Genomic DNA, 21,456 nt, shown 5'->3' with positions numbered 1-21,456 from the left:
CGCCGCCTGGGCACGGGCGCCGCCCTGGTCGAACTGCCCGAGGCCGACAAGGTCCAGGACGCGCAGAAGGTCGCGGCGGCCTTCCTCGCCGACCCGGACGTCGCCTACGTCGTCCCCGACCGCCGGGTGTACGCCACCGCGGTCGACCCCGCCGAGTACAAGGCCCAGTGGGACCTGTACGAGACCACGGCCGGCATGAACGTTCCCTCCGCCTGGAAGCAGGCCACCGGCAAGGGCGTCACCGTGGCGGTCCTCGACACCGGCATCACGAAGCACGGCGAGCTGAGCGCCAAGGTGCTGCCGGGCTACGACTTCATCTCCAACACCTGGACGGCCAACGACGGCGGGGGCCGCGACGGCGACCCCTCGGACGCCGGCGACTGGCTGAAGACCGGGGAGTGCGGCAAGGACGAGAACGGCGACCCCGTCCCCGCCCGCGACACGAACAGCGGCTGGCACGGCACCCACGTCGCCGGCACGATCGCCGCCGCGGCCAACGGATACGGAACGGTCGGCGTCGCCCACGAGGCGAACATCCTGCCCGTCCGCGTCCTGGGCAGGTGCGGCGGGTCGACCTCCGACATCATCGACGCCATCACCTGGGCCTCGGGCGGAACCGTGACCAATGTCCCCGCCAACAAGAACCCCGCCGCGGTCATCAACATGAGCCTGGGCGGCAAGTTCACCTGCGACCAGGCCTACAACGCCGCCCTCAAGGGCGCCAGGGACCGGGGCACCACCGTCGTCGTGTCCGCCGGCAACGACAACAAGGACGCCGCCGCCTACAGCCCGGCCGGCTGCGCCAACGTCATCACCGTCGCCGCCTCCGACCGCGAGGGCAACCGCGCCGCCTACTCCAACTACGGCAAGGTCGTCGACGTCACCGCCCCCGGCGGCGAGACCGCCGTGCGCGCGAACGGCATCTGGTCCACCCTCAACACGGGAGCCACCACGCCGGACAAGGAGACCTACGCCTCCTACCAGGGCACCAGCATGGCCGCCCCGCACATCGCGGGCCTGGCCGCGCTGCTGAAGCAGAAGAACTCCGCCCTGACCCCGGCCCAGATCGAGCAGACCATCAAGGGCAACACGCGCGCCCTGCCCGGCACCTGCTCCGGCGGCTGCGGCGCCGGGCTCTCCGACGCGGACAAGACCCTGAGCGCCGTCACCGGCGGCTGACCCGGGCTCCGCACCGACCGGCCCTTCCCCCCTTGATGCCCGACAGCCCCGGCGGCTTCCCCTCCGCCGGGGCTGTCCGGTGTCGTGCCGGTCGCCCCCGCTTCCCCACGGCCTCATCCCCCCACGCAGAAGGAAGACACTCACATGAAGCGCAGAAGCCTCGGCATCGCGGCGGGAGCCTGCGTGTTACTGGCGGCCTGCGGTTACCGGCTGCTGCCGCTGACGACCCCGGCGGAAGAGCCCCTCGTCGTCGGAACGGCGAACAGCCTCACCCACCTCGACCCCGCCGGAGGGTACGACAGCGGGTCCTGGGCGCTGTACAGCAACATCTACCAGAGCCTGCTCACCTTCGACCCCGGGGCGACCGTCCCCCGGCCCGACGCGGCCGAATCGTGCGGGTTCACCGGGCTCCTGACCACCTATCGGTGCAAGGTGCGCGACGACCTCACGTTCTCCAACGGGCATCCGGTCACCGCCGCGGCCGTGAAGCACTCGTTCGACCGCATCCTGGAGATCCGGGATCCCCTCGGGCCCTCGCCGCTGTTCGCGAACCTCCGTTCCGTGGAGGCGAACGGCCCCTTCGTGACCTTCCACCTCGCGACGGCGGACGCCACCTGGCCCTCCAAGATCGCCACACCGGCGGGGTCCGTCGTCGATCCGGCCGAGTTCCCCCGGGACGGGCTCCGGACGCGGCAGACCTTCCCGGGGTCGGGACCGTACCTCCTCTCCTCGTACGAGAAGGGCGTCCGGATCGGCCTCGTCCCGAACCCGAAGTACAGGGGAGCCGTCCCCAAGGAGGGCAAGCCGGTCGAGATCCGCTACTACCCGACCTCGCAGGAGGTGGAGAAGGCCTGGAACGCGCGGGAGATCGACGTCGCCCACGCCGGGCTCACCTCCGCGACCCTCGCCTCCCTCGAGAACGGCGGGGACCCGGACGCGCGCCTCTCCGTCGGGGAGAGCACGGTGGGCCGCTACCTCGTCCTGAACACGCGCCCGGCGCACCGCCCGCTGAGCCGGGTCGCGGCCCGGGGAGCCGTCGCCGCGCTCGTCGACCGGGGGCGGCTGGCGGAGGCGGTGTTCAAGGACACGGTGTCGCCGCTCTACTCCCTCGTGCCCCGGGGCGTCACCGGGCACGGCACCGACTTCTACGACGTCTACCCCGAGTCGGACCCGGACTGGGCGACGCGGCGGCTGCGCGACGCCGGCGTGTCCACCCCGGTGCGCATCACGCTGGGCCACCAGGTCGGCAACGCCGCCGTCGAGGCACGCGCGTTGAAGGCGCAGCTGGAGAGGAAGGGCCTGTTCCGGGTCGAGCTGGTCGAGGAGGCCGACTGGGTGAGGTACCAGGAACGGTACAAGAGCGGCGAGTTCGACGCCTACGTCCTGCAGTGGAGCCCCGACTTCCCCGACCCGGACACCTTCGTCCAGCCGCTGGTGGGGAGCGGCAACACCCTCCACAACGGCTACGCGTCGGCCGAGATCGACCGCTCCATCGAGGCGACGCAGCGGTTCGTCGACCGCGACAGGAGCATCGAGCGGTTCCGGGCGATCCAGCGGGTGGTGGCGAAGGACGTCCCGCTGGTGCCCCTCTGGCAGAAGAAGACCTACGTGGTGACCCGCCCGACGGTCACCGGAGGCCATTACCTCGTCGCGGACGACAGCGGCGTGTGGCGGCTGTGGGAGCTGGGCCGGCAGCGGTAGACGACGCGGAGCCGTCCCCTCGGGACCCCCGGACTCCCGGGGGTCCCGTCCTCCCGTTCCCCGGGATATTGCGGTGAGCGCCGAAGGGTCCGCCGCCTACCGTCGGGGCATGCAGAAGTCATCCCCCCGGCTCGCGCTCGTCGCGGCCGGTGTCACCGTCGTCCTGTGGGCCTCCGCCTTCGTCTCCATCCGCAGCGCGGGTGCCGCCTACTCCCCCGGCGCGCTCGCGCTCGGACGGCTCCTCTCCGGGGCCCTGGTCCTCGGCGCCGTCCTCCTGGTGCGGCGCGAGGGGCTGCCGCCCCGGGCCGCCCGGCCGGGGATCGCGGTCTCGGGCCTGCTCTGGTTCGGGGTGTACATGGTGGTGCTCAACTGGGGCGAGCAGGAGGTCGACGCGGGCACGGCCGCGATGGTGGTGAACGTCGGGCCGATCCTGATCGCCCTGCTCGGCGCGCGGTTCCTCGGGGAGTCCCTGCCGCCCCGGCTGCTCGCGGGCATGGCGGTGTCGTTCGCGGGCGCGGTGACCGTCGGCCTCTCGATGTCCCGGGACTCCTCCGGCGGCCACGCCTCGGTGCTGGGGGTCGCGCTCTGCCTGCTCGCGGCGATGGCGTACGCGGGCGGGGTCGTCGCCCAGAAGCCGGCGCTCGCGCACGGCAGCGCGCTCCAGGTGACGACGTTCGGGTGCCTGGTGGGGGCGGTGGCGTGCCTGCCGTTCGCCGGGCAGCTGGCCGGAGAGGTGGGGCGGGCCCCGCTGTCGGCGACCCTGAACATGGTCTACCTCGGGGTGTTCCCGACCGCGCTGGCGTTCACGACCTGGGCCTACGCCCTGGCCCGTACGACCGCCGGGCGGATGGGCGCGACGACGTACGCCGTGCCCGCGCTCGTGGTGCTGCTCGCGTGGGCGTTCCTGGGCGAACTGCCCGGGCCGCTCACCCTCGCCGGGGGCGTGCTGTGCCTCGCGGGCGTGGCCGTCTCCCGTTCCCGGCCGCGACGCTCCGATGCCACCGGAACGGCCGAATCCACCTGACGGGCCGGACCGCCGGTTCCGGTCACTTCGCGGGCGTCCGACGCGGGTCGTACGCCCGCGACCTGGGAGGGGCGCACCCGTCAACCCCCTCATTCCGGCCGTACGTACGGTGGGCGACGTTTCGCCACCGTCCGGCCGGATAGTTTCGAGTCGGCCACGGGCACATGCCCGGACACAGCACTCCGACACCTCCTGCACCACCAAGCCGACGGGGGAGCCGATGGCGATTCAGCAACGGGCAGAGCGGACGAGACAGGAGATCCTGTCGGCCGCCGCTCGGGTGTTCGACAGATTGGGGTACGAGCGGGCGTCCCTGGCGAGAATCGCCGGGGACGCCCGCGTGACGACGGGCGCCCTGGTCTTCCACTTCGCGACGAAGGCGGACCTGGCGGTCGCGGTGCGCGCCCGGTCCCGCGCGGTCACCGGCGTCACCGTCGAGTCGGCCTGCTTATCGACCGAGGGGGTGGGCGGCACGGCGGTCGACAAGCTGGTGATCACCACCCACGCCCTCATCCGGCTCTTCGAGACCGACCCCGTGGCCCGGGCAGGTGAGCGCCTGGCCCGCGAACTCCAGCCGACCGATCCCGCCTCCTCGCGCGACTGCCCCTGGCGCCGCGAGGTGAGCCGTCTGGCGCGGTACGCGGTGGCGGAGAAGGCCCTGCGTCCCGGTGTGGACGCGACGGCGGTCGCGACGCTGATCGGCTACGTGGTCACCGGGGTCGAGCTGGAGATGCGCTGCCCTTGTCCCCCGGCCGACGCGCTCCGGCTCCTCGGCGACGGCGGACCGCAGGGGCCGTGCGTCCCCGAGAGCGGCGCCCTGCACGGCTCCGCCGAGGAACGGCTCCGCCGCATCTGGGAGTTGATCCTGCCCGGCCTCGTCCACCCGGCCGCCCAGCCGCCGCAGGACCCTGCCGCCCCCGCGCGGAAGCCCGGCCCGACCTCGACCCCGGCACCCCTCGCGCCGGGGCAGACGTCGTACGGCTCCGCTCCGCCCCCCGCTCCCCACCCGCAGGGCCCCCTTCCCCAGGGCCCGCGCACCCAGGGCCCGCGCACCGCCACGCCGGGTCCGCGCGCCCAGGCCCCGCACGCCCCCGCCGTCCCGGGCCTTCACCCCCCGACCCCGCGCACCGCCGCGCCGGGTCCGCGCCCCCAGGGGCAGGCCCCCCACCCGACGCCGGGCCCCACGCCCCCGCCCCGGCCGGCCCCGCACGCCTCACGACCCATGCCGGCCTGAGCGGCACCGGCCCGAGCGACACCGGGCCGAGGGCATCGACGGGCCGAGCCCCCGTCGGTGCCGTCCGGCCCCGCGCTCCCTTCGAGAAGTCCGCCCCGCGCCCCCCTTCGAGGAGTCCGCCCCCGGCGCCCTCGCCCGAGGAGCCGTCAGCGCCCGTCCCCCGACCGCAGCAACTGGCGGGCGAAGGCCGTCAGCGAGCGGCCGACGCGTTCGGCCGACAGGCCGAGTCCGTGCCGCTGGAACTGGAAGAGCTCCGGCGCCAGCGGGCTGAGCGCGATGTCGATCAACGGGTCCGGGTCCTCGACCCCGTGGTCGACGAGGAGCGTCCGGACGTGGACGCGCCAGAAGCCGTACGCGCCCGTCCGGAAGCGCGCCGGGCCCGTCTCCGCCCCCAGTGCCAGCGGCAGGTGCCGTTCGAGGAGGTCGAGCATCGCCAGGTAGAACGCCGCGAGCCGCTCCCCCGCCGGCGCGCCGGGCCCGAGCGGCGGGGGTCCGTAGATGAGCTGCCCCTGGAGCCGGCGTTCGTGCTCGTCGAGCAGCGCGACGGCGACCGAGGACGGGTCGGGGAAGCTCCGGTACAGCGTGGCGCGGCCCACCCCGGCGGCCTTGGCGATCCGGTCCATGGTGACCGACCGGGGGTCCTGTTCGGCGAAGAGCCGCTCGGCCGCGGCCAGGATCTGGGCGCGGTTCCGCTCGGCGTCCGCGCGTCTGCGCGGGGCGACCGGCCGCTCGTCCGCGGCCTGGAGGTCGCCGAGGAGACCGTCGACCCGGTGCACGGCGTCGGCTCCGCCGCTCCGCTGCTCGTCGTCGCTCATGGGCCCGACCCTACTTCCCTCAAGTTCTCCCCAAGATAAGTGGACACCTTGTCCACTTGCCGTGTCGAGTGGCATGCTAAACGGACTCAGTGTCCACTTACCGCTCGCCATCCCGCCCCAGGGAGATCCCATGCACACCGCGCTCCTCGCCGCGGCCCTGCTGGTCGGCTGCCTCCTGGCCGTCCAGGCCTCGGTGAACCTCCAGCTCAACTCGGCCGTCGGCACCCCCTACGGCGCCTCGACCATCCAGCTCGGCGTCGCCACCGGCCTGCTCGTCGTCCTCGCCGTGGCGGCCGGCGCGCTCGGCGCGCTCGGCAAGCTGCCCGACGTCGAGCCCTGGCAACTGCTCGGGGGGCTCGCCAGCCCGCTCTACATCACCAGCGGCATCCTGCTCTTCCCCCGGCTCGGCGCCCTCGCCGCCGTGGGGCTCTTCGTCACCGGCCAGATGTTCGCCTCGCTCGCGCTCGACCTCTTCGGCCTCCTCGGCCTGGAGCGGAAGGAGCTCAGCGCCGGCATCGTCCTGGGCGCCGTGGCGGTCCTCGCGGGCATCGTCGTGATCATCCGGGGCATGAAGGCCGCGGCCCCCGCCGGCGCCCCCAGGATGTCGAGCGCCGGCCGCGCCGGCTGGCTCGCCCTCGGCGTCGTGGCCGGCGGCGTGCTGCCGATCCAGGGCGCGGTCAACGCCCAGCTGCGCGCCCAGCTCAAGGAGCCCATCACCGTCGCGGTGATCAGCTTCGCCGTGGCGACCTTCACCATCGCCGTCGTCCTGCTCGTGCTCTACGCGACGCGCCGCACCCCGAAGCCCAAGATCGCCCCGCTGAAGAAGATGCCCTGGTGGGGCTGGCTCGGTGGCGCCTGCGCCGCCGCCTACGTCACCGGCACCTTCCTGCTCATCCCGTCCATCGGCGCGGCGGTGACCATCGCCCTCACCGTGACGGGCCAGCAGCTCACCTCCGCCCTCATCGACCACAAGGGCCTGTTCAAGCTGCCGCAGCGCTCCCTCACCAAGCCGCGCGCCCTGGGTCTCGCCCTGCTGATCGCCGGCTCCCTGACCATCCAGCTCGTCTGAACCCGGGCCGGAGCCCCCGGGGCCCCCGCCCGGGGGCTCCGGCCCGTCCGACCCGTCCGGCGCGTCGCGGAAGACGCGCCGCAGGAGGCGCGCCCGCAACGGCGCGCCGTGAGGTGCGTCATGAAAGGTGCGTCATGAAAGCGTCCTACACCGCCGGGCCGGACATCCACGTCCTCCCCTCGGCCCTGCCCATCCCCGGCCTCGGCGACCAGCCGGTGAACGCCTTCCTCCTACGGTCCGGACAGCCCGTCCTGGTGGACACCGGCATGCCCGTCGACCGGGAGGGCTTCCTGGACTCCCTCCGGTCGCTGATCGACCCCGCCGAGCTGCGCTGGATCGTCGTCACCCACGACGACCGCGACCACACCGGCGCCCTCGCCAGCCTCCTGGAGGCCGCGCCGAACGCCAGGGTGCTCGCCAACGCGATATCGGTGACACGCATGTCCGAGGAATTCGGCATTCCGCAGGAACGCCTGGTGACCGCGAACCCGGGAAGCCGGATCAAAACAGGCGACCGCGAGCTGAGTTTTCACCGGCCGCCCACGTTCGATTCGCCCGGAACCCTCGCCGTGTTCGACCACTCCGACGGCACCCTCTACAGCTCCGACAGTTTCGGCACCGTCGTGGAGGAGATAACGGAGGACTTCACCGAGCTCGCCGAGGAGGAGTTCTTCCACGGCTTCGAGGTCCTGAACCGGGCGATAGCCCCCTGGACCGCGCTCGTCGACGAGGCGAAGTTCCTCCGCCCGGTGCGCGAGCTCGCCGCCCTGCGGCCCGCGCGCCTGCTGAGCGCGCACGGGCCGACCGTGCGCGGCGACGCCGTGCCCCGGCTCTTCGACGCCATGGCCCGCATCCCCTCCCTGCCCGCCTGGCTGCCCGGCGCCGACCTCGACCTCGAGGCGGCGCTCGACGCCCACGAGTCCCCCTCCGGCTGAGCCCCCGCTCCGCCCGCACACGAACCGAGGAGAACCATGTCCGACTCCGTCCTCACCGACCCGACCCCGCCGCGCGGGGTCGTCACCGTCTTCTCCGACATCTGGTGTTCCTTCGCGCACATCGCCGTCCACCGGCTGCACACCACCCGGGCCCGCCTGGGCCTGGAGGAGCAGGTCTCCTTCGACCTGCGCGCCTTCCCGCTGGAGCTGCTGAACGACGCCCCGAGCCCGCGCCCCGGCACGGACAGCGAGGTCGCCCGGATGGCCAGCCTGGAGCCGGCCGCCGGCTGGCAGCTCTGGCAGGCCAAGGACTGGCTGTACCCCTCGACGACGCTGCCCGCCCTGGAGGCGGTCCTCGCCGCCAAGGAGCAGGGTCTGCACGCGTCGGAGCAGCTCGACCTCGGGCTGCGCCGGGCCTTCTGGGCCGAGTCGCGGTGCATCAGCCACCGCAAGGTGATCCTGGACGTGGCCGCGGACACCGGCGCGGTGGACGTCGACGCGCTCACCGAGGCGCTGGACGACGGGCGGGCCCGCCGGGACCTCGCGGACCAGGCCGCGCTCTCCCGGACCGACCGGATCAACTGCAGCCCCCACCTGTTCCTGTCCGACGGCTCCGACCACGCCAACCCCGGCATCGACGTGGGCTGGGAGGGCGCGTACGGCATCGGCTGGCCGGTGATCGCCTCCGACGACCCGAAGGTGTACGAGGACATCCTGCTCCAGGCCGCCACCGAATAGCGTCCGCCGAATACCGTCCACCGAATACCGCCCGCCGCACAGTTGAATTCCCTTCCATAATCGACCGAACATCGGGTACGACGGCCAGGCGTTCCTCCGGGAGGAATGCCTGGCCGTCGTACCTTTTTTTCGCGTTCATAACATCGCGGTGATTATTAATTGCGTGACCCGGCCGTTATTCGCAAGGGCACTCGAAGCTCCTACAGTCGTCCCCGCCGCCGGAATTCCGGACGCAGATTCGCATCGACAGCGGGAGCTCTTCATGTCGTTGACCGACAAGGCAGACGTCAGCACGTTCGTCGACCTCACCCAGCACGAGATCGAAGCCCTGAAGACCCGGTTCAACCTGGCCGACGCGCACACCCACCAGCGTCAGTCCGCCTCCCAGGAGCGGATCGTCTCGCGGCTCCCCGAGCTGTGGCACGAGTCCGAGTCGAAGCAGCAGGCCCACTTCGAGCGCCGGTTCCTGGACGCGTTCTTCCGGCTGCACCGGCAGCCGACCGCCCGCGCCATGGACCGCACGCTCCTGTCGTACTCCGCCAGCGTCTCGACCATGGTCGCCGGCATGTTCCTCAAGCAGCGCGGCATGTCCGTCCAGCTGGTCGAGCCCTGCTTCGACAACCTCGTGGACCTGCTGCGCAACATGCAGGTGCCGCTCGGTCCCGTGGACGAGTCGGTGCTGCACGACAAGGACGCCATCTACGACCGGCTGGCCGAGGCGATCGACGCGGACGCGATCTACCTCGTCGACCCGAACAACCCCACCGGCTTCACCCTGCTCGCCGAGAAGCTGGAGGGCTTCCGCGAGGTCGTCCGCTACTGCGTGGACCACGACAAGGTCCTGGTGATGGACTTCTGCTTCGCCTCCTTCGCGCTGTGCGACGAGGGCATCGGCCGGGTGGACGTCTACGAACTCCTGGAGGAGTCCGGCGTCACGTACATGGTCATGGAGGACACCGGGAAGACCTGGCCGATCCAGGACGCCAAGTGCGCCATGATCACCGCCAGCCGGAACATCCAGGAGGAGGTCTACAACCTCCACACCAGCGTCCTCCTGAACGTCTCGCCCTTCGTCCTCAACATGGTCACGCAGTACGTCGAGGACTCCATCGCCGACGGCTTCGCCTCCGTCCGCGACATCATCACCACCAACGCCGCGGCCGCCCGCGCCGCCCTCGACGGCACGATCCTGGAGTTCCAGGAGCCGGTCGTCGGCACCAGCGTCGCCTGGTTCCGGATCACCTCCGAGGAACTGACCGCCACCCGGCTCCAGGCCGTCCTCTTCGACGAGGAGGTGTACGTCCTGCCGGGCACCTTCTTCTACTGGAACAGCAAGGAGAAGGGCGAGCGGTACGTCCGGCTGGCCCTGGCCCGCGAGCCCGAGGTGTTCGCCGGCGCCATGGACCGGATGCGGAAGGTGCTCGAGCGCTATGCGGCCTGACACCGACGCCCCGACCTTCGTGGACGCCGCCCTCTTCATGGGCATGCACAGCGAGGACGACGCCGTCCGGCGCGCCGCCAAGGCCTTCTTCACCGGCCGGCTCGCCGCCGGGAAGGCCGGCCGGGTCGTCATGAGCTGGGAGCAGGTCGGCCGCTGCGACGACCTCGTGTGGGGGTACGACCGCAAGACGCAGGACGAGTACTACCCCTTCATGGACGTCCTCCACACCGACCTCGCCGTCGAGCGGATCGGCTACGAGGAGGCGGACGTCCGCCGGGCCTTCACCGCGCCCGAGCTGGACGGCCTGCCCGCCCACGAGCGGCTGCTGCTCGCCCAGGTCGTCCACCGCGGGGGCACCCTGCACACGGCGAGCCCCCGACTGCTGCGGACGGCCGGCCTGCCGGTCGCACCGCTCGTCCCGGCCGCGCCGGCGGGCGCTCCCTCCCCCGGCGGGGACCCCGACGGGGAGCCGGCGTTCCCCGCGTACCTGGAGGACCTCTACCGGCGGTCGCTGGTGCTGACGGTCCCCTCCGACACCCTCTGAACGGACCTCGGAAAGGCCCCTCCATGTCTGGCACCTACTCCGGGACGATCGTCCCGCTGATCACCCCCCTCGACGAGCACGGCACCGTCGACGAGCAGAGCGTCGCCCGCCTCGTGGACCACGTCCGCGCCGAGGTCACCGGCCTCATGCCGGCCCTGACCTCCGGCGAGGGCTGGAGGCTCGACGCCCGGCAGTGGCGGGACGTCGTCGCGTACACCGTGAGACACGCCGGCGGGCTGCCCGTCCTCGCCGGGATCCAGCTCCCCGACACCGCCTCGGTGATCGACCGGGCCCGCACCGCCGTCGAGCTCGGCGTCGACGCCGTCGTGGTCACGACCCCGTTCGGCGCCGACGTGACGCAGGACGGGATCGTCGAGCACTACCGGGCCATCCGGGCCGCCCTCGACATACCGGTCTTCCTCTACAACGAGGAGGCGCTGTCGGGCAACCGCATCGAGTTCGACACCCTGCTGCGGATCTGCGAGATCCCCGGGATCGTCGGCATCAAGGAGTCGAGCGGCGACGCCGCCTTCACCCGGAAGACGGCCGACGCCGGCACCGGCATCCCGGTCTTCGAGGGCTGGGAGAACCTCCTCGCCGACGTCCGCGGCGTCGACGGCTTCATCGGCCCGCTGGCCAACCTCGAACCCGCCCTGTGCAACGCGATGCTGGTCGACCCCACCCCGGAGCGCCAGGCGGAGCTCAACGCCGTCTGCGAGCGGTACGGCGTCTTCCGCGACGACTGGTACCGCTGGGTCAAGAAGGAGCTGCACGAGCGCGGCGTGATCTCCTCGCCCACCGTCCACGAGGAGGCGAAGGCGGCATGAGCGGCCTCCCCTCCGCCTCCGCCCCCGTGGCCGCGCACTCGGTCACGGCCCCGGCCGCGACCGCCCAGCGCGAACTGCACGCCCTCTACCGGCGGGTGCCCACCCTCGGGGACCACGGGTCGATGGCCGCGATCGAGGAGCGCTGGATCCTGCCCAAGGCGCGGGCGTACGAGGCGTCCGCGCCCCGGTTCGGCTCGGTCGGCGAACTCCTCGGCGCGCTGAAGGACTTCCTCGCCGAGGAGGAGGCCGCGCTCCCCGAGAGCGCCACCTTCCTCGCCGAGCACGCCACCCTGGAGCAGTTCACGACGGTGGTGCGGCAGTTCGCCCTGGACGGGCTCACCGAGTCCGAGTCCCTGCTGCCGGTCGTGCCCCGGCTGCCGTACCGCTCGGCGATGGCGGTCTTCCGGGTCCTCATCGACGAACTCGGCTGCGGCAACGAGGAGAAGGCGCACTCCCAGCTCTACCGGGACCTGCTGACCGAACTCGGCCTGAGCCTGCGCCCGGAGGACTACCTCGACGAGACGGTCCCCGAGTGCTACGCGTACGTCAACATGTTCCACTGGCTGGCGAGCCGGGCGCCCTCGCCCCAGTACTTCCTGGGCGCGTACGCCTACTTCGAGACCAGCGTCCTGTACGCCTTCCAGAGCTTCGCGCGGGCGGCCCGGCGGCTCGGGATCAGGAACGACGCCTATTACACCGAGCACCTCTACATCGACGCGTACCACAGCAGTCACATGCGGACGGCGATCCGCGCGCTCGACGAGCCGGACCTCGCGAAGATCTGGGCGGGCGTGCGGCTGGCCTCCGACATCGTCGGCACGGCCACGGAGGCGGCCGTGGCGCGGGCGCGGGAGACCGTCGCATGACGGCCGTGCCCGTCGGACGGCGGCGGGACGACGAGCCGGTCGTCCGCCAGGTGACCGAGGACCTGGTCCTGGTCGAGACCGGCGGCCGCAAGGTCCTCGCGGCCGCCGTCTGCCCCCACCGCGGGGGCCGGCTCAAGTACGGCAGGGTCGACGGGGACAGGCTGCGCATCACCTGCCCCCTGCACCACACGACCTTCGACCTGACCAGCGGGGAGCGCCTCTCGGGGGCGGCGTGCGCCGCCCTCCGGGTGGTCGACGTCCTGCCCGGCCAGGACGTCACCGCTCCCGACCCCGCCCCCGGAGGCGCCCCGTGACCACCACACCGACCGGGGCGGCGTCCACCGCGACGCCGCCCCGTGCGGCCACGGCCGGGCACGACGGCGTCGCGCCCGTGCCCGATGCCGAACGCACCTCGTCCCCGGCCGACTTCGGCTGGATCTGGCCGTCCGCGCAGTTCTCGTTCGGCACGGTCGTGCTCGGCGCGCTGCCCGTGGTCTTCGGCCTCGGCTGGTGGGCCTCGGCGAGCGCCATCGCGGTGGGCGTCGCCGTCGGCACGGTGCTGCTCGCGCCGCTGGCCCGGTTCGGCGTCCGCACCGGCACCAACGACCCCGTCTCCAGCGGGGCGCACTTCGGGGTGCGGGGCAGGGTCGTCGGCAACGTCCTCACGGTGGTGACCGCGCTCGGCTTCTTCGCCATCGCCGTGTGGACCGGCGGCACCGCCGTCATGGTGGCGGGGCACCGGCTGCTCTCCACCCCGACGGGTCCGGGGGCGCTGACCGTCGCGATGCTCGTGACGGCGGCGGCGGTCGCGCTGGTGGCCGTGCGCGGCCACGAGACCCTCGTCCGCACGTACCGGATCACCGCCGTCACCGGCGGGGCGGTCCTGCTCGGCACCGTCCTCGTCCTGGCCCCGGACTTCGACCCGGGGTACGGCGGCGGTCCGCTCGCCCTGGACGGCGTCCTGCACACCTGGCTGCTGGCGGCGACCGCCTCCGCGACCGTGCCGCTGTCCTACGCCACCTTCCAGGGCGACTACACCCGCTTCATGCCGGCCTCCGTCCGGCCGGGGCGGGTCGCCCGGGCGAGCGGCACGGCCATGTTCCTCAGCAGTCTCGCCGCGCTGCTCACCGGCGCGTACGTGACGACTCTCTTCCCCGTGCCCGACGAGCCGTGGCTCCAGGGCCTGACCGACGCGGTGCCCGGCTGGTTCGCGGTGGCGGTGGTGCTCTTCGGCTTCGCGGGCACCCTGCCGCAGGCCGGCCTCTGCCTGTACGCGGCGGGGCTCTCCGCCAACTCGGTGTTCTGGCGCTCCTCCCGGGCGGCGGTGACCACGGTGGTCGCGCTGCTCGCCGGGGCCGTGCTGTACCTGGGGGCGGTGGTGTACGACGCCATGAACGCGATGTCGGCGTTCGTGACGCTGCTGCTCACCGTCGTCGCGCCGTGGGCGGCCGTGCTCTTCGTCGGGTACGGGCTCCACCGGGGCCGGTACGACGCGGAGGCGCTGCGCTCCTTCACCACGGGCGGGGGCGGGCGGTACTGGTACGTCCGCGGGGTCAACCCGCGGGCCGCCACCGCCTTCGCGGCGGGCTCCGCCGTCGGGATCCTGTGGGTCAACAACCCCTTGTACGTCGGCCCGCTGACCGACCTCACCGGCGGCGTGGACCTGAGCCTGCCGGCCTCCTTCACGGTGGCGGCGGTGCTGTACGGGGTGCTGTGCCGGGTGTGGCCGGAGCCGCTGCTCCCGTCGCCGGCGGGCGCCGCGCGCTGACCCCGTACCCGTTCCCCTCCGTTCTGTTCCTCTCTGCTGCGAGGTGTCGCATGTCCGTGTTCCGGCTGACGGTCCGGTCGGTCGTCCGGGAGGCCGAGGGCGTCCTGGGGCTCCTGCTCGCCGACCCCGAGGGCGCCGACCTGCCCCCGTGGGAGCCCGGCGCGCACCTGGAGGTCACCCTGCCGTCCGGGGCGGTCCGGCACTACTCGCTGTGCGGCGACCCGGGCGACCGGGGCGCCTACCGGCTCGGGGTGCTGCGGGAGCCGGCGGGCCGGGGCGGTTCGGAGGAGGTGCACGCCTCCGTGGGGCCGGGCACGGTCCTCGGGGTGCGGGGGCCGTTCAACCGCTTCCCGCTGGTGCCCGCCGAGCGGTACCTGTTCGTCGCGGGCGGCATCGGCATCACCCCGCTCCTTCCGATGGTCCGTTCCCTGCCCCCGGGCTCCTGGTCCCTGCTCTACGGGGGCCGGAGCCTGGCGTCGATGGCGTACCGCGAGGAGCTGGCGGGGCTGCCCGGGGTGACGCTGGTGCCGCAGGACACGGAGGGGCTCCTCGACCTGGACGCCGCCCTCGGGGGGCTGCCTCCGTCGACGGCCGTCTACTGCTGCGGTCCGGAGGGGCTGCTGCGGGCGGTGGAGGAGCGCTGGGAGGGGGCGCTGCACACGGAGCGGTTCGGGGCGGCTGCCTCCGACGGCTCCGAGGGCTCCAGTGGCGGTTTCGAGGTGGAGCTGCGCCGGAGCGGGCGGACGGTCCGGGTGGAGCCGGGGCGGAGCCTGCTCGACGCCGTGCGGGAGGTGGTGCCGGGCGTGGCGTACTCCTGCGAGGAGGGCTGGTGCGGCACCTGCGAGACGAAGGTGCTCGCGGGGACGCCCGAGCACCACGACTCCGTCCTCGGCGAGGAGGAGAGGGCGGCGGGGACCTCGATGATGATCTGCGTGGGCCGCTCGCGCGGCCCACGCCTCACCCTCGACCTGTGACCGGGGTCCGTACGGGTCTCAGGGGAAGACGACCAGGGCCCGGCCGCCCCTGCCCGCGAGCATGTTGTCGAAGGCGCCGGGGATGCCGTCCAGGGTGATCCGCTCGGTGACGAGGGATCCCAGGTCGAACCGTCCGGCCCGGATGTGCTCGGCGAGGACCGGCAGGTCCTCGGCCGGGTTCGAGTTGCCGTAGACGCAGCCGGCCAGGGTGCGGCCCCAGTGGAAGATCTCCAGGGCGTTGAAGGTGACCTGCTGGTCCTTGCCGCCGATGCCGACGACCGTGGTCCGGCCGCCGCGCCGGGTCGACTCCCAGGCGGTGCGGATGGTGACGGCGCGGCCCACGCACTCCACGGCCACGTCGACGCCCTGCCCGCCGGTCAGCTTCCGGACGTCCTTCGCCGTGGTGTCGGAGGCGACGACGTACTCGGTGGCCCCGGCCGCCCTCGCGAGGGCCTCCTTCTCCGGGGAGACGTCCACGGCGACGATCGTCGAGGCGCCCGCGATCCGGGCGGCCTGGAGCGCGGCGAGACCGACGCCGCCGACGCCGTACACCGCGACGGTCTCGCCCTCCCGGACCCGGGCGGAGTGGTGGACCGCGCCCCAGCCGGTGAGGACGGCGCAGCCGAGCAGGGCGGCGTCGGCGAGCGGGACGCCGTCGGGCACGGGCAGGACGCAGCGGGCGGCGACGACCGTCTCCTCCGCGAAGGCGGCGACGTTGAGTCCGGGGTGGAGCTCGGTGCCGTCCTGGGTGCGGGCGTGGACGTTGCCCGCACCCGTCAGGGCGTCGGCGCAGAGCCAGACCTCCCCGAGCGAGCAGGGGTGGCAGGTGCCGCAGGAGGGCGCCCAGTTGAGGACGACCTCGTCGCCGGGGGCGACGTGCGTGACGCCCTCGCCGACGGAGACGACGGTGCCCGAGCCCTCGTGGCCGAGGACGGCCGGGACCGGTACGCGCATGGTGCCGTTGGAGAGGGAGAGGTCGGAGTGGCACACCCCGGCGGCGGCGAGGCGGACCCGGACCTGGCCGGGGCCGGGCTCCGGGAGCTCGATGTCGGCTATCTCCAGCGGAGCGCCGACGGCGGGCAGGACGGCGGCGCGGATCGGGCTCACGTGCGGTGCTCCTCGGGGCTCGGAACTGCGGGAGGGGGGGCGAACGGGCTCAGAACTGCAGGGACTTGGTCTGGAGGTACTCGGCGAGGCCGTGCGCGCCCAGCTCCCGGCCGACGCCGGACTGCTTGTAGCCGCCGAAGGGGGCCAGCGGGTTGAAGCGGCCGCCGTTGATGTCGACCTGGCCGGTGTCCATGCGGCGGGCGAAGGCGACGGCCTCCCCGGGGTCGCCCCAGACGGCCCCGGCGAGGCCGTAGACGGTGCCGTTGGCAAGGGCGAGGGCCTCCTCCTCGTCCTCGTACCGCAGGAGCGAGACGACCGGCCCGAAGATCTCCTCCTGGGCGATGGTCATGTCCGGGGTGACGTCGGCGAAGACGGTCGGGGAGACGTAGTAGCCGGTCTCGCGCGGGGCCTCGGGGCCGCCGGCGACGAGCCGGGCGCCCTCCTCGATCCCCTTCTCGATGTAGTCGCGGACGCGCTCCTGCTGCTTGGCGTTGACCAGCGGGCCGACGCGCTCGCCGGGGACGTACTTGGCGACGGCCTCGGCGGCGAGCGCCACGGCCTCCTCGTAGCGGTCGGCGGGGATCAGCATGCGGGTCCAGGCGCTGCACGTCTGGCCGGAGTTGGACATGACGTTGGCGACGCCGACGGCGACGGCCTTGGGCAGGTCGGCGCTCGGCAGGATGACGTTGGCGGACTTGCCGCCGAGTTCGAGGGCGACCCGCTTGACCGCGCCGCCCGCGAGGGCGCCGATGCGGCGGCCGACGGCGGTGGAGCCGGTGAAGGAGACGAGGTCGACGTCCGGGTGCTCGGCGAGCGCCTGGCCCGCGACCGGGCCGAGGCCGGTGACCAGGTTGAAGACGCCGGCGGGCAGGTCCGCCTCGTGGACGGCCTCGGCGAAGAGCTGTGCGGTGAGCGGGGTGTCCTCGGCGGGCTTGAGGACGGTGGTGCAGCCGGCGGCGAGGGCCGGGGCGACCTTGGCGACGATCTGGTGGAGCGGGTAGTTCCAGGGGGTGATCGCGGCGACGACGCCGACCGGCTCGGCGTAGACGGTGGAGTTGCCGACCTTCTCCTCGAAGGGGTGGGTGGCGGCGAGTTCGGCGTACGTGCCGGCGACGGCGATCGGCAGTCCGGCGTGGACGGCGGCGGCGAGCTGCGGCGGGGCGCCGAGCTCGGCGGTGACGGTGGCGGCGATCTCCTCCGCGCGGGCGGCGAGCGCGTCGCGCAGGGCGGCGATGCGGGCGGAGCGCTCGGCGGGCGGGGTGGCGGCCCAGCCGGGCAGCGCGGCGCGGGCGGCGCGTACGGCGGCGTCGACGTCCTCGGCGGTGCCGGCCGGGACGTGGCCGATGACCTGCTCGTCCGCCGGGTTGACCACCGCGATGGTCTCCGTGGAGGAGGCGGGGCGCCACTCCCCGCCGATGTACATCGCGTCGTGCGCCTTCATCCCTGTCTCCTCACGTTGCCGACGGGTTCGTCGCCCACCCAAACTAGCGCCGTTAGTTTTCCGGCGCCAGGGTGGCGGAGCGTGCCCCGGGTCTCAGTCCGCGACCGGTACGGAGTCGGTACGGGGTTTCAGTACGGGGTTTCAGTACGGGGTTTCGGTACGGAGTCGATCGTGCCGCCCCGGGCCCGGCGCCGTCCACGGTGGGACCGGACAGGCGGGGAGTGCCGGAACCGGGCCGTTCCGCCTCGTCGCCCGACGCGTGCCCGTCCGGCGCGTGCTCCCCGGACACGCCGCCGCGTCCGGCGGGGCGCGCGCCGGGTGGCGCGGCCCGCCGGACGCGGCGGGAGGGGGTCGACGGAGCGGCTGGGATCCGTCGGCCGGACGTTCCGGTGGTTCGGGTGCTTCGGTGGTTCGGGTGTTCCGGTGGTTCGAGCTTTCCGGTGGTTCGAACCTTCCGGCGGTTCGCACCGTGGAGGTCCCGGGCTCCGGGGCGTCAGATCTTCTGGGCGATGTCGGTGAGGTGGGCGAAGACGACGATGTTGGCGTCGTACCCCGTCTTGCGGTCGAAGGATCCGCCGCAGGTGAGCAGCCGCAGTTCGGGCCGCCCGGTGGCGCCGTACACCTCCTTGTCGGGGAAGCCGTCCTTGGCGTACGTCTTGACGCGGTCGACCGTGAAGACGGCGACCTTGCCGTCGGCGCGGGCGACCCGGACGGTGTTGCCGGGGTTGAGCACGCCGAGGTTGAGGAAGACCGCGGGGCCGGTGCGGGTGTCGCGGTGACCGACGACGACGGCGGTCCCGCGCTCGCCGGGCGTGGGGCCCTTGGCGTACCAGCCGACGATCCTGGGGTTGTCGACCGGCGGGGCGGCGAGCCGTCCCTCGGCGTCGAGGCCGAGGTCGGTCACGGGCGCCTCGATGGTGATGGCCGGGACGGCGACGGTGGTGGGACGCGAGCGGGGAAGCGACGCGGGGGCCTGCCGGGACGCGTCCTTCGGCCGGGGTGCGGCCTTCGGCGCGGGCGCGGCCTTCGGGGCCGCCTTCGGGGAGGGCCCGCCCTTCGGAGAGGGGGCGCTCTCCGAAGGGGGCGTGCGCTCCGGCGGGGCCTCGGGCTCCGCCTTGTGGTCCAGGGCGGCCGGCGCTCCGGCCGCCGCTCCCTCCGCCCCGGCGCCACCGGCCCGACCGGCCACCGGGGCGGCGGCGAGGGACGGGGCGGCGGGCTCCTCGTCACCCGACCACCAGAAGCCCCCGACCACCAGGACCACGACCACCGTCACGGTCCTGGCGAGCCGGAACAGGCGCCGTCGCCTGCGCGTGATGCGGGACCTACGCGGCGCCATCGTTGCGGCGGCGCGAGCGGCGGATCATGACCAGTCCGGCCGTGCCGGCGAGACCGGCGGCGACGGCCGCTCCGACGCCGAACGCGGAGGAGTCCTCGGCCGCGGCGAGCTCCACGCTGCCGCCGCCGCCCGCGCCCACCGCGCCCTGCGGGGGCCGGCCCTGGCCGCTGCCGGACCAGTTGTTGTTGCTGTTGTTGCTGTTGTTGTCGCTGCCGGACCAGTTGTTGTTGGCGCCGGAGTGGTTGTTGCCCTGGCCGTTGTTCGGGCCGTTGCCCGGCCGTCCGCCCGGTCCGTTGCCGTGGCAGTCGACCGTGAAGACCTTCTGCTTGCCGGTGGCGGCGGCGCCCGGGAAGGTCCAGGTGACCCGGTACTGTCCCTCGGGCAGCGACAGCGGGCTGCTGTGGCCCATGCCGGTGTTCAGGGCGACGCGGCCGCTGAGGCTGGGGACCTCCGGACGGGGCGGCTGCGGGGTGATCTCCCAGCTCACCTCGTCGAGGATGTCGAAGTTGAAGGCCGCGAGGTAGAACTTGCAGACCCTCGCCTCGTCGTTCAGGTCGCCGTAGGGGGTGCCGACCTTGTGGACCTTGATGTCGCCGTTGTCGCCGGGTGCGGCGAACGCGGACGGGGCGCCGGCGAGGGCGAGGCCGCCGAAGGCGGCCGTGGCCGCGAGGGTGGCGGCGAGGGGGCGGAGAGCACGAGCAGGCATGCGGGTTCCTCCAGGAAAGGACATGTCGGGTGTTTCAACCGATAATCCGACTATCAGTCATCACATCACTGCGGAGGGTGGCGACATGCTCGTGTCGATCTCCGAGTCGCCCGTCCGGCTCAGAGGCCGCCCGACCCGCCCTGAACCCTCCCGGAACCTGCCGGGCCCGGCCGGGATCCGCCGGGTCCGACCTCGTCAGACGATCCCGAAGAGGACCGCCGCCGCCAGGACGACCAGCGAGGTCAGCGCGGCCCACTTCACCGTGAACCTGGTGTGGTCGCCGAACTCCACCTTCGCCATGCCCACGAGCACGTACACCGCCGGCACCAGCGGGCTCGACATGTGCAGGGCCTGGCCGACGATCGACGCCCGGGCGATCTCCAGGGACGACACGCCGTGGGCGGCGCCCGCCTCCGCGAGGACCGGCAGCACGCCGAAGTAGAAGCCGTCGTTCGACATGAAGTAGGTGAGCGGGAGGCTCAGCACGCCGGTGACCAGGCCCATGTGCGGCCCCATGCCCTCGGGGATCGCGCCGACGAGCCAGTCCGCCATGTGCTTGACCATGCCCGTGCCGGTGAGGACGCCGGTGAAGACGGCGGCGGCGAAGACCATGCCGGAGACGTTGAGGACGTTCTCGGCGTGGGCGGCGACGCGGGCCTTCTGCTCGGCCATGTTGGGGTAGTTGACGGTGAGCGCGAGGGCGGCGCCGAGGAGGAACAGCACCGGGATCGGCAGCAGTTCGAGGATCATCGCGCTGAGCAGCACGACCGTCAGACCGGCGTTGAACCAGTACAGCCGGGGCCGGAGCGTGGCACGCTCCGGGTCGAGCCCCTGGAACCCGTCGCCGCCCCCCTCCTCCGTACCGGCCCCGGCACCGGCGTTGGTCCCAGTCCCAGTCCCGGTGCCGGTCCCGGCACCGGCCTGGGCGGCGGCGCCCCCGTTCCCGCCGCCGGCCGTGGCCAGCACCGTGTCGATCTCCGGCACCAGGGCCTCGTCGAGCGTGAGGTAGCCGATGCGCTTGCGCTCGCGGCGGCCGAGGACGTACGCGAGGGAGAAGACGAAGAGCAGGCCCGCGCCGAGCGCGGGGATCATCGGCACGAAGATGTCGGCGGCGTCCAGTTTCAGGGCGGTCGCGGCGCGGGCGGTGGGACCGCCCCAGGGCAGGGTGTTCATGACGCCGTTGGCGGTGGCGGCGACGCCCGTCATGACGACCAGGCTCATCCCGAGCCGCTTGTAGAGCGGATACATCGCCGAGACGGTGATCATGAAGGTGGTGGAGCCGTCGCCGTCCAGGGAGACGATCGCGGCGAGCACCGCGGTGCCCACGACGATCCGCACGGGGTCGGCCTTGCAGAAGCGCAGGATGGCCCGGACGATCGGGTCGAAGAGACCGACGTCGATCATGACGCCGAAGTAGACGATCGCGAACATCAGCATCGCGGCCGTCGGCGCCAGGTTGCCGACGCCGTCGATGACGTAGTCGCCGAGCCGGGCGCCCTGCCCGACCACGACGCAGAAGAGTGCGGGGATCAGCACGAGCGCCGCGATCGGCGACATCTTCTTCGTCATGATCAGGACCAGGAAGGTCGCGATCATGGCGAAGCCGAGGACGGTCAGCATGGAGGACACCTCACGTTCACCCTTGAACTGCCGCCGAGCGGCGGTCCGGATGACGGTAGGTGCCCCCTTCCGCCGTTAACAAGGTGTTGACGCGTGAGCAATAAGAGCAAAACCCCAGGTCAATAAAGGGG

Annotated in this window: 20 protein-coding genes; 14 read left to right on the top strand and 6 right to left on the bottom strand. The window is 73.1% G+C overall.

What is annotated here, in order from left to right; genetic code table 11:
* The 4 genes from ACIP5O_RS33025 to ACIP5O_RS33010 form a co-directional block, all read left to right on the top strand.
* A partial coding sequence (locus tag ACIP5O_RS33025) for a S8 family peptidase (protein ID WP_401300265.1) occupies nucleotides 1–1,179 on the top strand: 1,179 nt, incomplete at its 5' end.
* Nucleotides 1,180–1,323: 144 nt separating this feature from the next.
* The gene (locus tag ACIP5O_RS33020; protein ID WP_401300262.1) at nucleotides 1,324–2,880 is read left to right on the top strand and encodes an ABC transporter substrate-binding protein; all 1,557 of its coding nucleotides are present in this window, start codon (nucleotides 1,324–1,326) and stop codon (nucleotides 2,878–2,880) included.
* A 109-nt stretch (nucleotides 2,881–2,989) separates the two neighbouring features.
* Entirely contained in the window at nucleotides 2,990–3,904 is a 915-nt protein-coding gene (locus ACIP5O_RS33015; protein WP_401300259.1) for a DMT family transporter, read from the top strand.
* Nucleotides 3,905–4,124: 220 nt separating this feature from the next.
* Nucleotides 4,125–5,138, top strand: a complete 1,014-nt coding sequence (locus tag ACIP5O_RS33010; RefSeq protein ID WP_401300256.1) for a TetR family transcriptional regulator — start codon at nucleotides 4,125–4,127, stop codon at nucleotides 5,136–5,138.
* A 146-nt stretch (nucleotides 5,139–5,284) separates the two neighbouring features.
* Here ACIP5O_RS33010 and ACIP5O_RS33005 read toward each other — a convergent pair whose 3' ends face one another.
* Nucleotides 5,285–5,953 carry a TetR/AcrR family transcriptional regulator gene (locus tag ACIP5O_RS33005; protein ID WP_401300254.1) on the bottom strand — a complete coding sequence of 223 codons (669 nt, stop codon included), beginning with the start codon at nucleotides 5,951–5,953 and terminating at the stop codon, nucleotides 5,285–5,287.
* Between the two features lie 130 nt (nucleotides 5,954–6,083).
* Between ACIP5O_RS33005 and ACIP5O_RS33000 the strand changes: the two genes are divergently transcribed.
* From ACIP5O_RS33000 to ACIP5O_RS32955, 10 genes are all read left to right on the top strand, one after another.
* On the top strand, nucleotides 6,084–7,022 hold the full coding sequence (locus tag ACIP5O_RS33000; RefSeq protein ID WP_356546131.1) for a DMT family transporter: 939 nt from the start codon (nucleotides 6,084–6,086) through the stop codon (nucleotides 7,020–7,022).
* A gap of 134 nt (nucleotides 7,023–7,156) precedes the next feature.
* Nucleotides 7,157–7,957 (top strand): MBL fold metallo-hydrolase, encoded by an 801-nt coding sequence (locus tag ACIP5O_RS32995; protein ID WP_401300251.1) that lies wholly within the window; start codon nucleotides 7,157–7,159, stop codon nucleotides 7,955–7,957.
* Between the two features lie 36 nt (nucleotides 7,958–7,993).
* A complete protein-coding gene (locus ACIP5O_RS32990) occupies nucleotides 7,994–8,695 on the top strand; it encodes a DsbA family protein (protein WP_356546127.1) in 702 nt (233 codons plus the stop codon).
* A 262-nt stretch (nucleotides 8,696–8,957) separates the two neighbouring features.
* Complete coding sequence (locus ACIP5O_RS32985) at nucleotides 8,958–10,136, top strand: aminotransferase class I/II-fold pyridoxal phosphate-dependent enzyme (RefSeq protein ID WP_125665007.1); 1,179 nt, start codon at nucleotides 8,958–8,960, stop codon at nucleotides 10,134–10,136.
* On the top strand, nucleotides 10,126–10,680 hold the full coding sequence (locus tag ACIP5O_RS32980; RefSeq protein WP_401300248.1) for a DUF6190 family protein: 555 nt from the start codon (nucleotides 10,126–10,128) through the stop codon (nucleotides 10,678–10,680). Before ACIP5O_RS32985 ends, ACIP5O_RS32980 begins: the two co-directional genes overlap by 11 nt.
* A gap of 23 nt (nucleotides 10,681–10,703) precedes the next feature.
* Nucleotides 10,704–11,507: a dihydrodipicolinate synthase family protein gene (locus ACIP5O_RS32975; RefSeq protein WP_401300246.1), complete on the top strand. Its 804-nt coding sequence runs from the start codon at nucleotides 10,704–10,706 to the stop codon at nucleotides 11,505–11,507.
* Nucleotides 11,504–12,373, top strand: a complete 870-nt coding sequence (locus ACIP5O_RS32970) for an iron-containing redox enzyme family protein (protein ID WP_356546121.1) — start codon at nucleotides 11,504–11,506, stop codon at nucleotides 12,371–12,373. The genes ACIP5O_RS32975 and ACIP5O_RS32970 overlap by 4 nt, the downstream gene beginning before the upstream one ends.
* Nucleotides 12,370–12,687: a Rieske (2Fe-2S) protein gene (locus ACIP5O_RS32965; protein ID WP_401300243.1), complete on the top strand. Its 318-nt coding sequence runs from the start codon at nucleotides 12,370–12,372 to the stop codon at nucleotides 12,685–12,687. The genes ACIP5O_RS32970 and ACIP5O_RS32965 overlap by 4 nt, the downstream gene beginning before the upstream one ends.
* Nucleotides 12,684–14,141, top strand: a complete 1,458-nt coding sequence (locus ACIP5O_RS32960) for a purine-cytosine permease family protein (protein WP_401300240.1) — start codon at nucleotides 12,684–12,686, stop codon at nucleotides 14,139–14,141. The genes ACIP5O_RS32965 and ACIP5O_RS32960 overlap by 4 nt, the downstream gene beginning before the upstream one ends.
* Nucleotides 14,142–14,191: 50 nt before the next feature.
* Complete coding sequence (locus tag ACIP5O_RS32955) at nucleotides 14,192–15,115, top strand: PDR/VanB family oxidoreductase (protein ID WP_401300237.1); 924 nt, start codon at nucleotides 14,192–14,194, stop codon at nucleotides 15,113–15,115.
* An 18-nt stretch (nucleotides 15,116–15,133) separates the two neighbouring features.
* Here ACIP5O_RS32955 and ACIP5O_RS32950 read toward each other — a convergent pair whose 3' ends face one another.
* From ACIP5O_RS32950 to ACIP5O_RS32930, 5 genes are all read right to left on the bottom strand, one after another.
* A complete protein-coding gene (locus tag ACIP5O_RS32950; RefSeq protein WP_401300236.1) occupies nucleotides 15,134–16,222 on the bottom strand; it encodes a Zn-dependent alcohol dehydrogenase in 1,089 nt (362 codons plus the stop codon).
* 49 nt (nucleotides 16,223–16,271) lie between these two features.
* The gene (locus ACIP5O_RS32945; protein ID WP_401300233.1) at nucleotides 16,272–17,663 is read right to left on the bottom strand and encodes an aldehyde dehydrogenase family protein; all 1,392 of its coding nucleotides are present in this window, start codon (nucleotides 17,661–17,663) and stop codon (nucleotides 16,272–16,274) included.
* A 493-nt stretch (nucleotides 17,664–18,156) separates the two neighbouring features.
* Nucleotides 18,157–18,999 carry a class F sortase gene (locus tag ACIP5O_RS32940; RefSeq protein WP_401300230.1) on the bottom strand — a complete coding sequence of 281 codons (843 nt, stop codon included), beginning with the start codon at nucleotides 18,997–18,999 and terminating at the stop codon, nucleotides 18,157–18,159.
* On the bottom strand, nucleotides 18,986–19,705 hold the full coding sequence (locus ACIP5O_RS32935; protein WP_401300228.1) for a hypothetical protein: 720 nt from the start codon (nucleotides 19,703–19,705) through the stop codon (nucleotides 18,986–18,988). The genes ACIP5O_RS32940 and ACIP5O_RS32935 overlap by 14 nt, the downstream gene beginning before the upstream one ends.
* 195 nt (nucleotides 19,706–19,900) lie before the next feature.
* A complete protein-coding gene (locus ACIP5O_RS32930) occupies nucleotides 19,901–21,325 on the bottom strand; it encodes a CitMHS family transporter (RefSeq protein WP_401300225.1) in 1,425 nt (474 codons plus the stop codon).
* Between the last annotated feature and the right edge of the window lie 131 nt (nucleotides 21,326–21,456).

This window comes from Streptomyces sp. NPDC088915 (assembly GCF_044749825.1).
Lineage (GTDB): Bacteria > Actinomycetota > Actinomycetes > Streptomycetales > Streptomycetaceae > Streptomyces.
The sequence above is the reverse complement of the archived record's forward strand: the minus strand, read 5'-3'. Positions and strand labels throughout refer to the sequence as shown.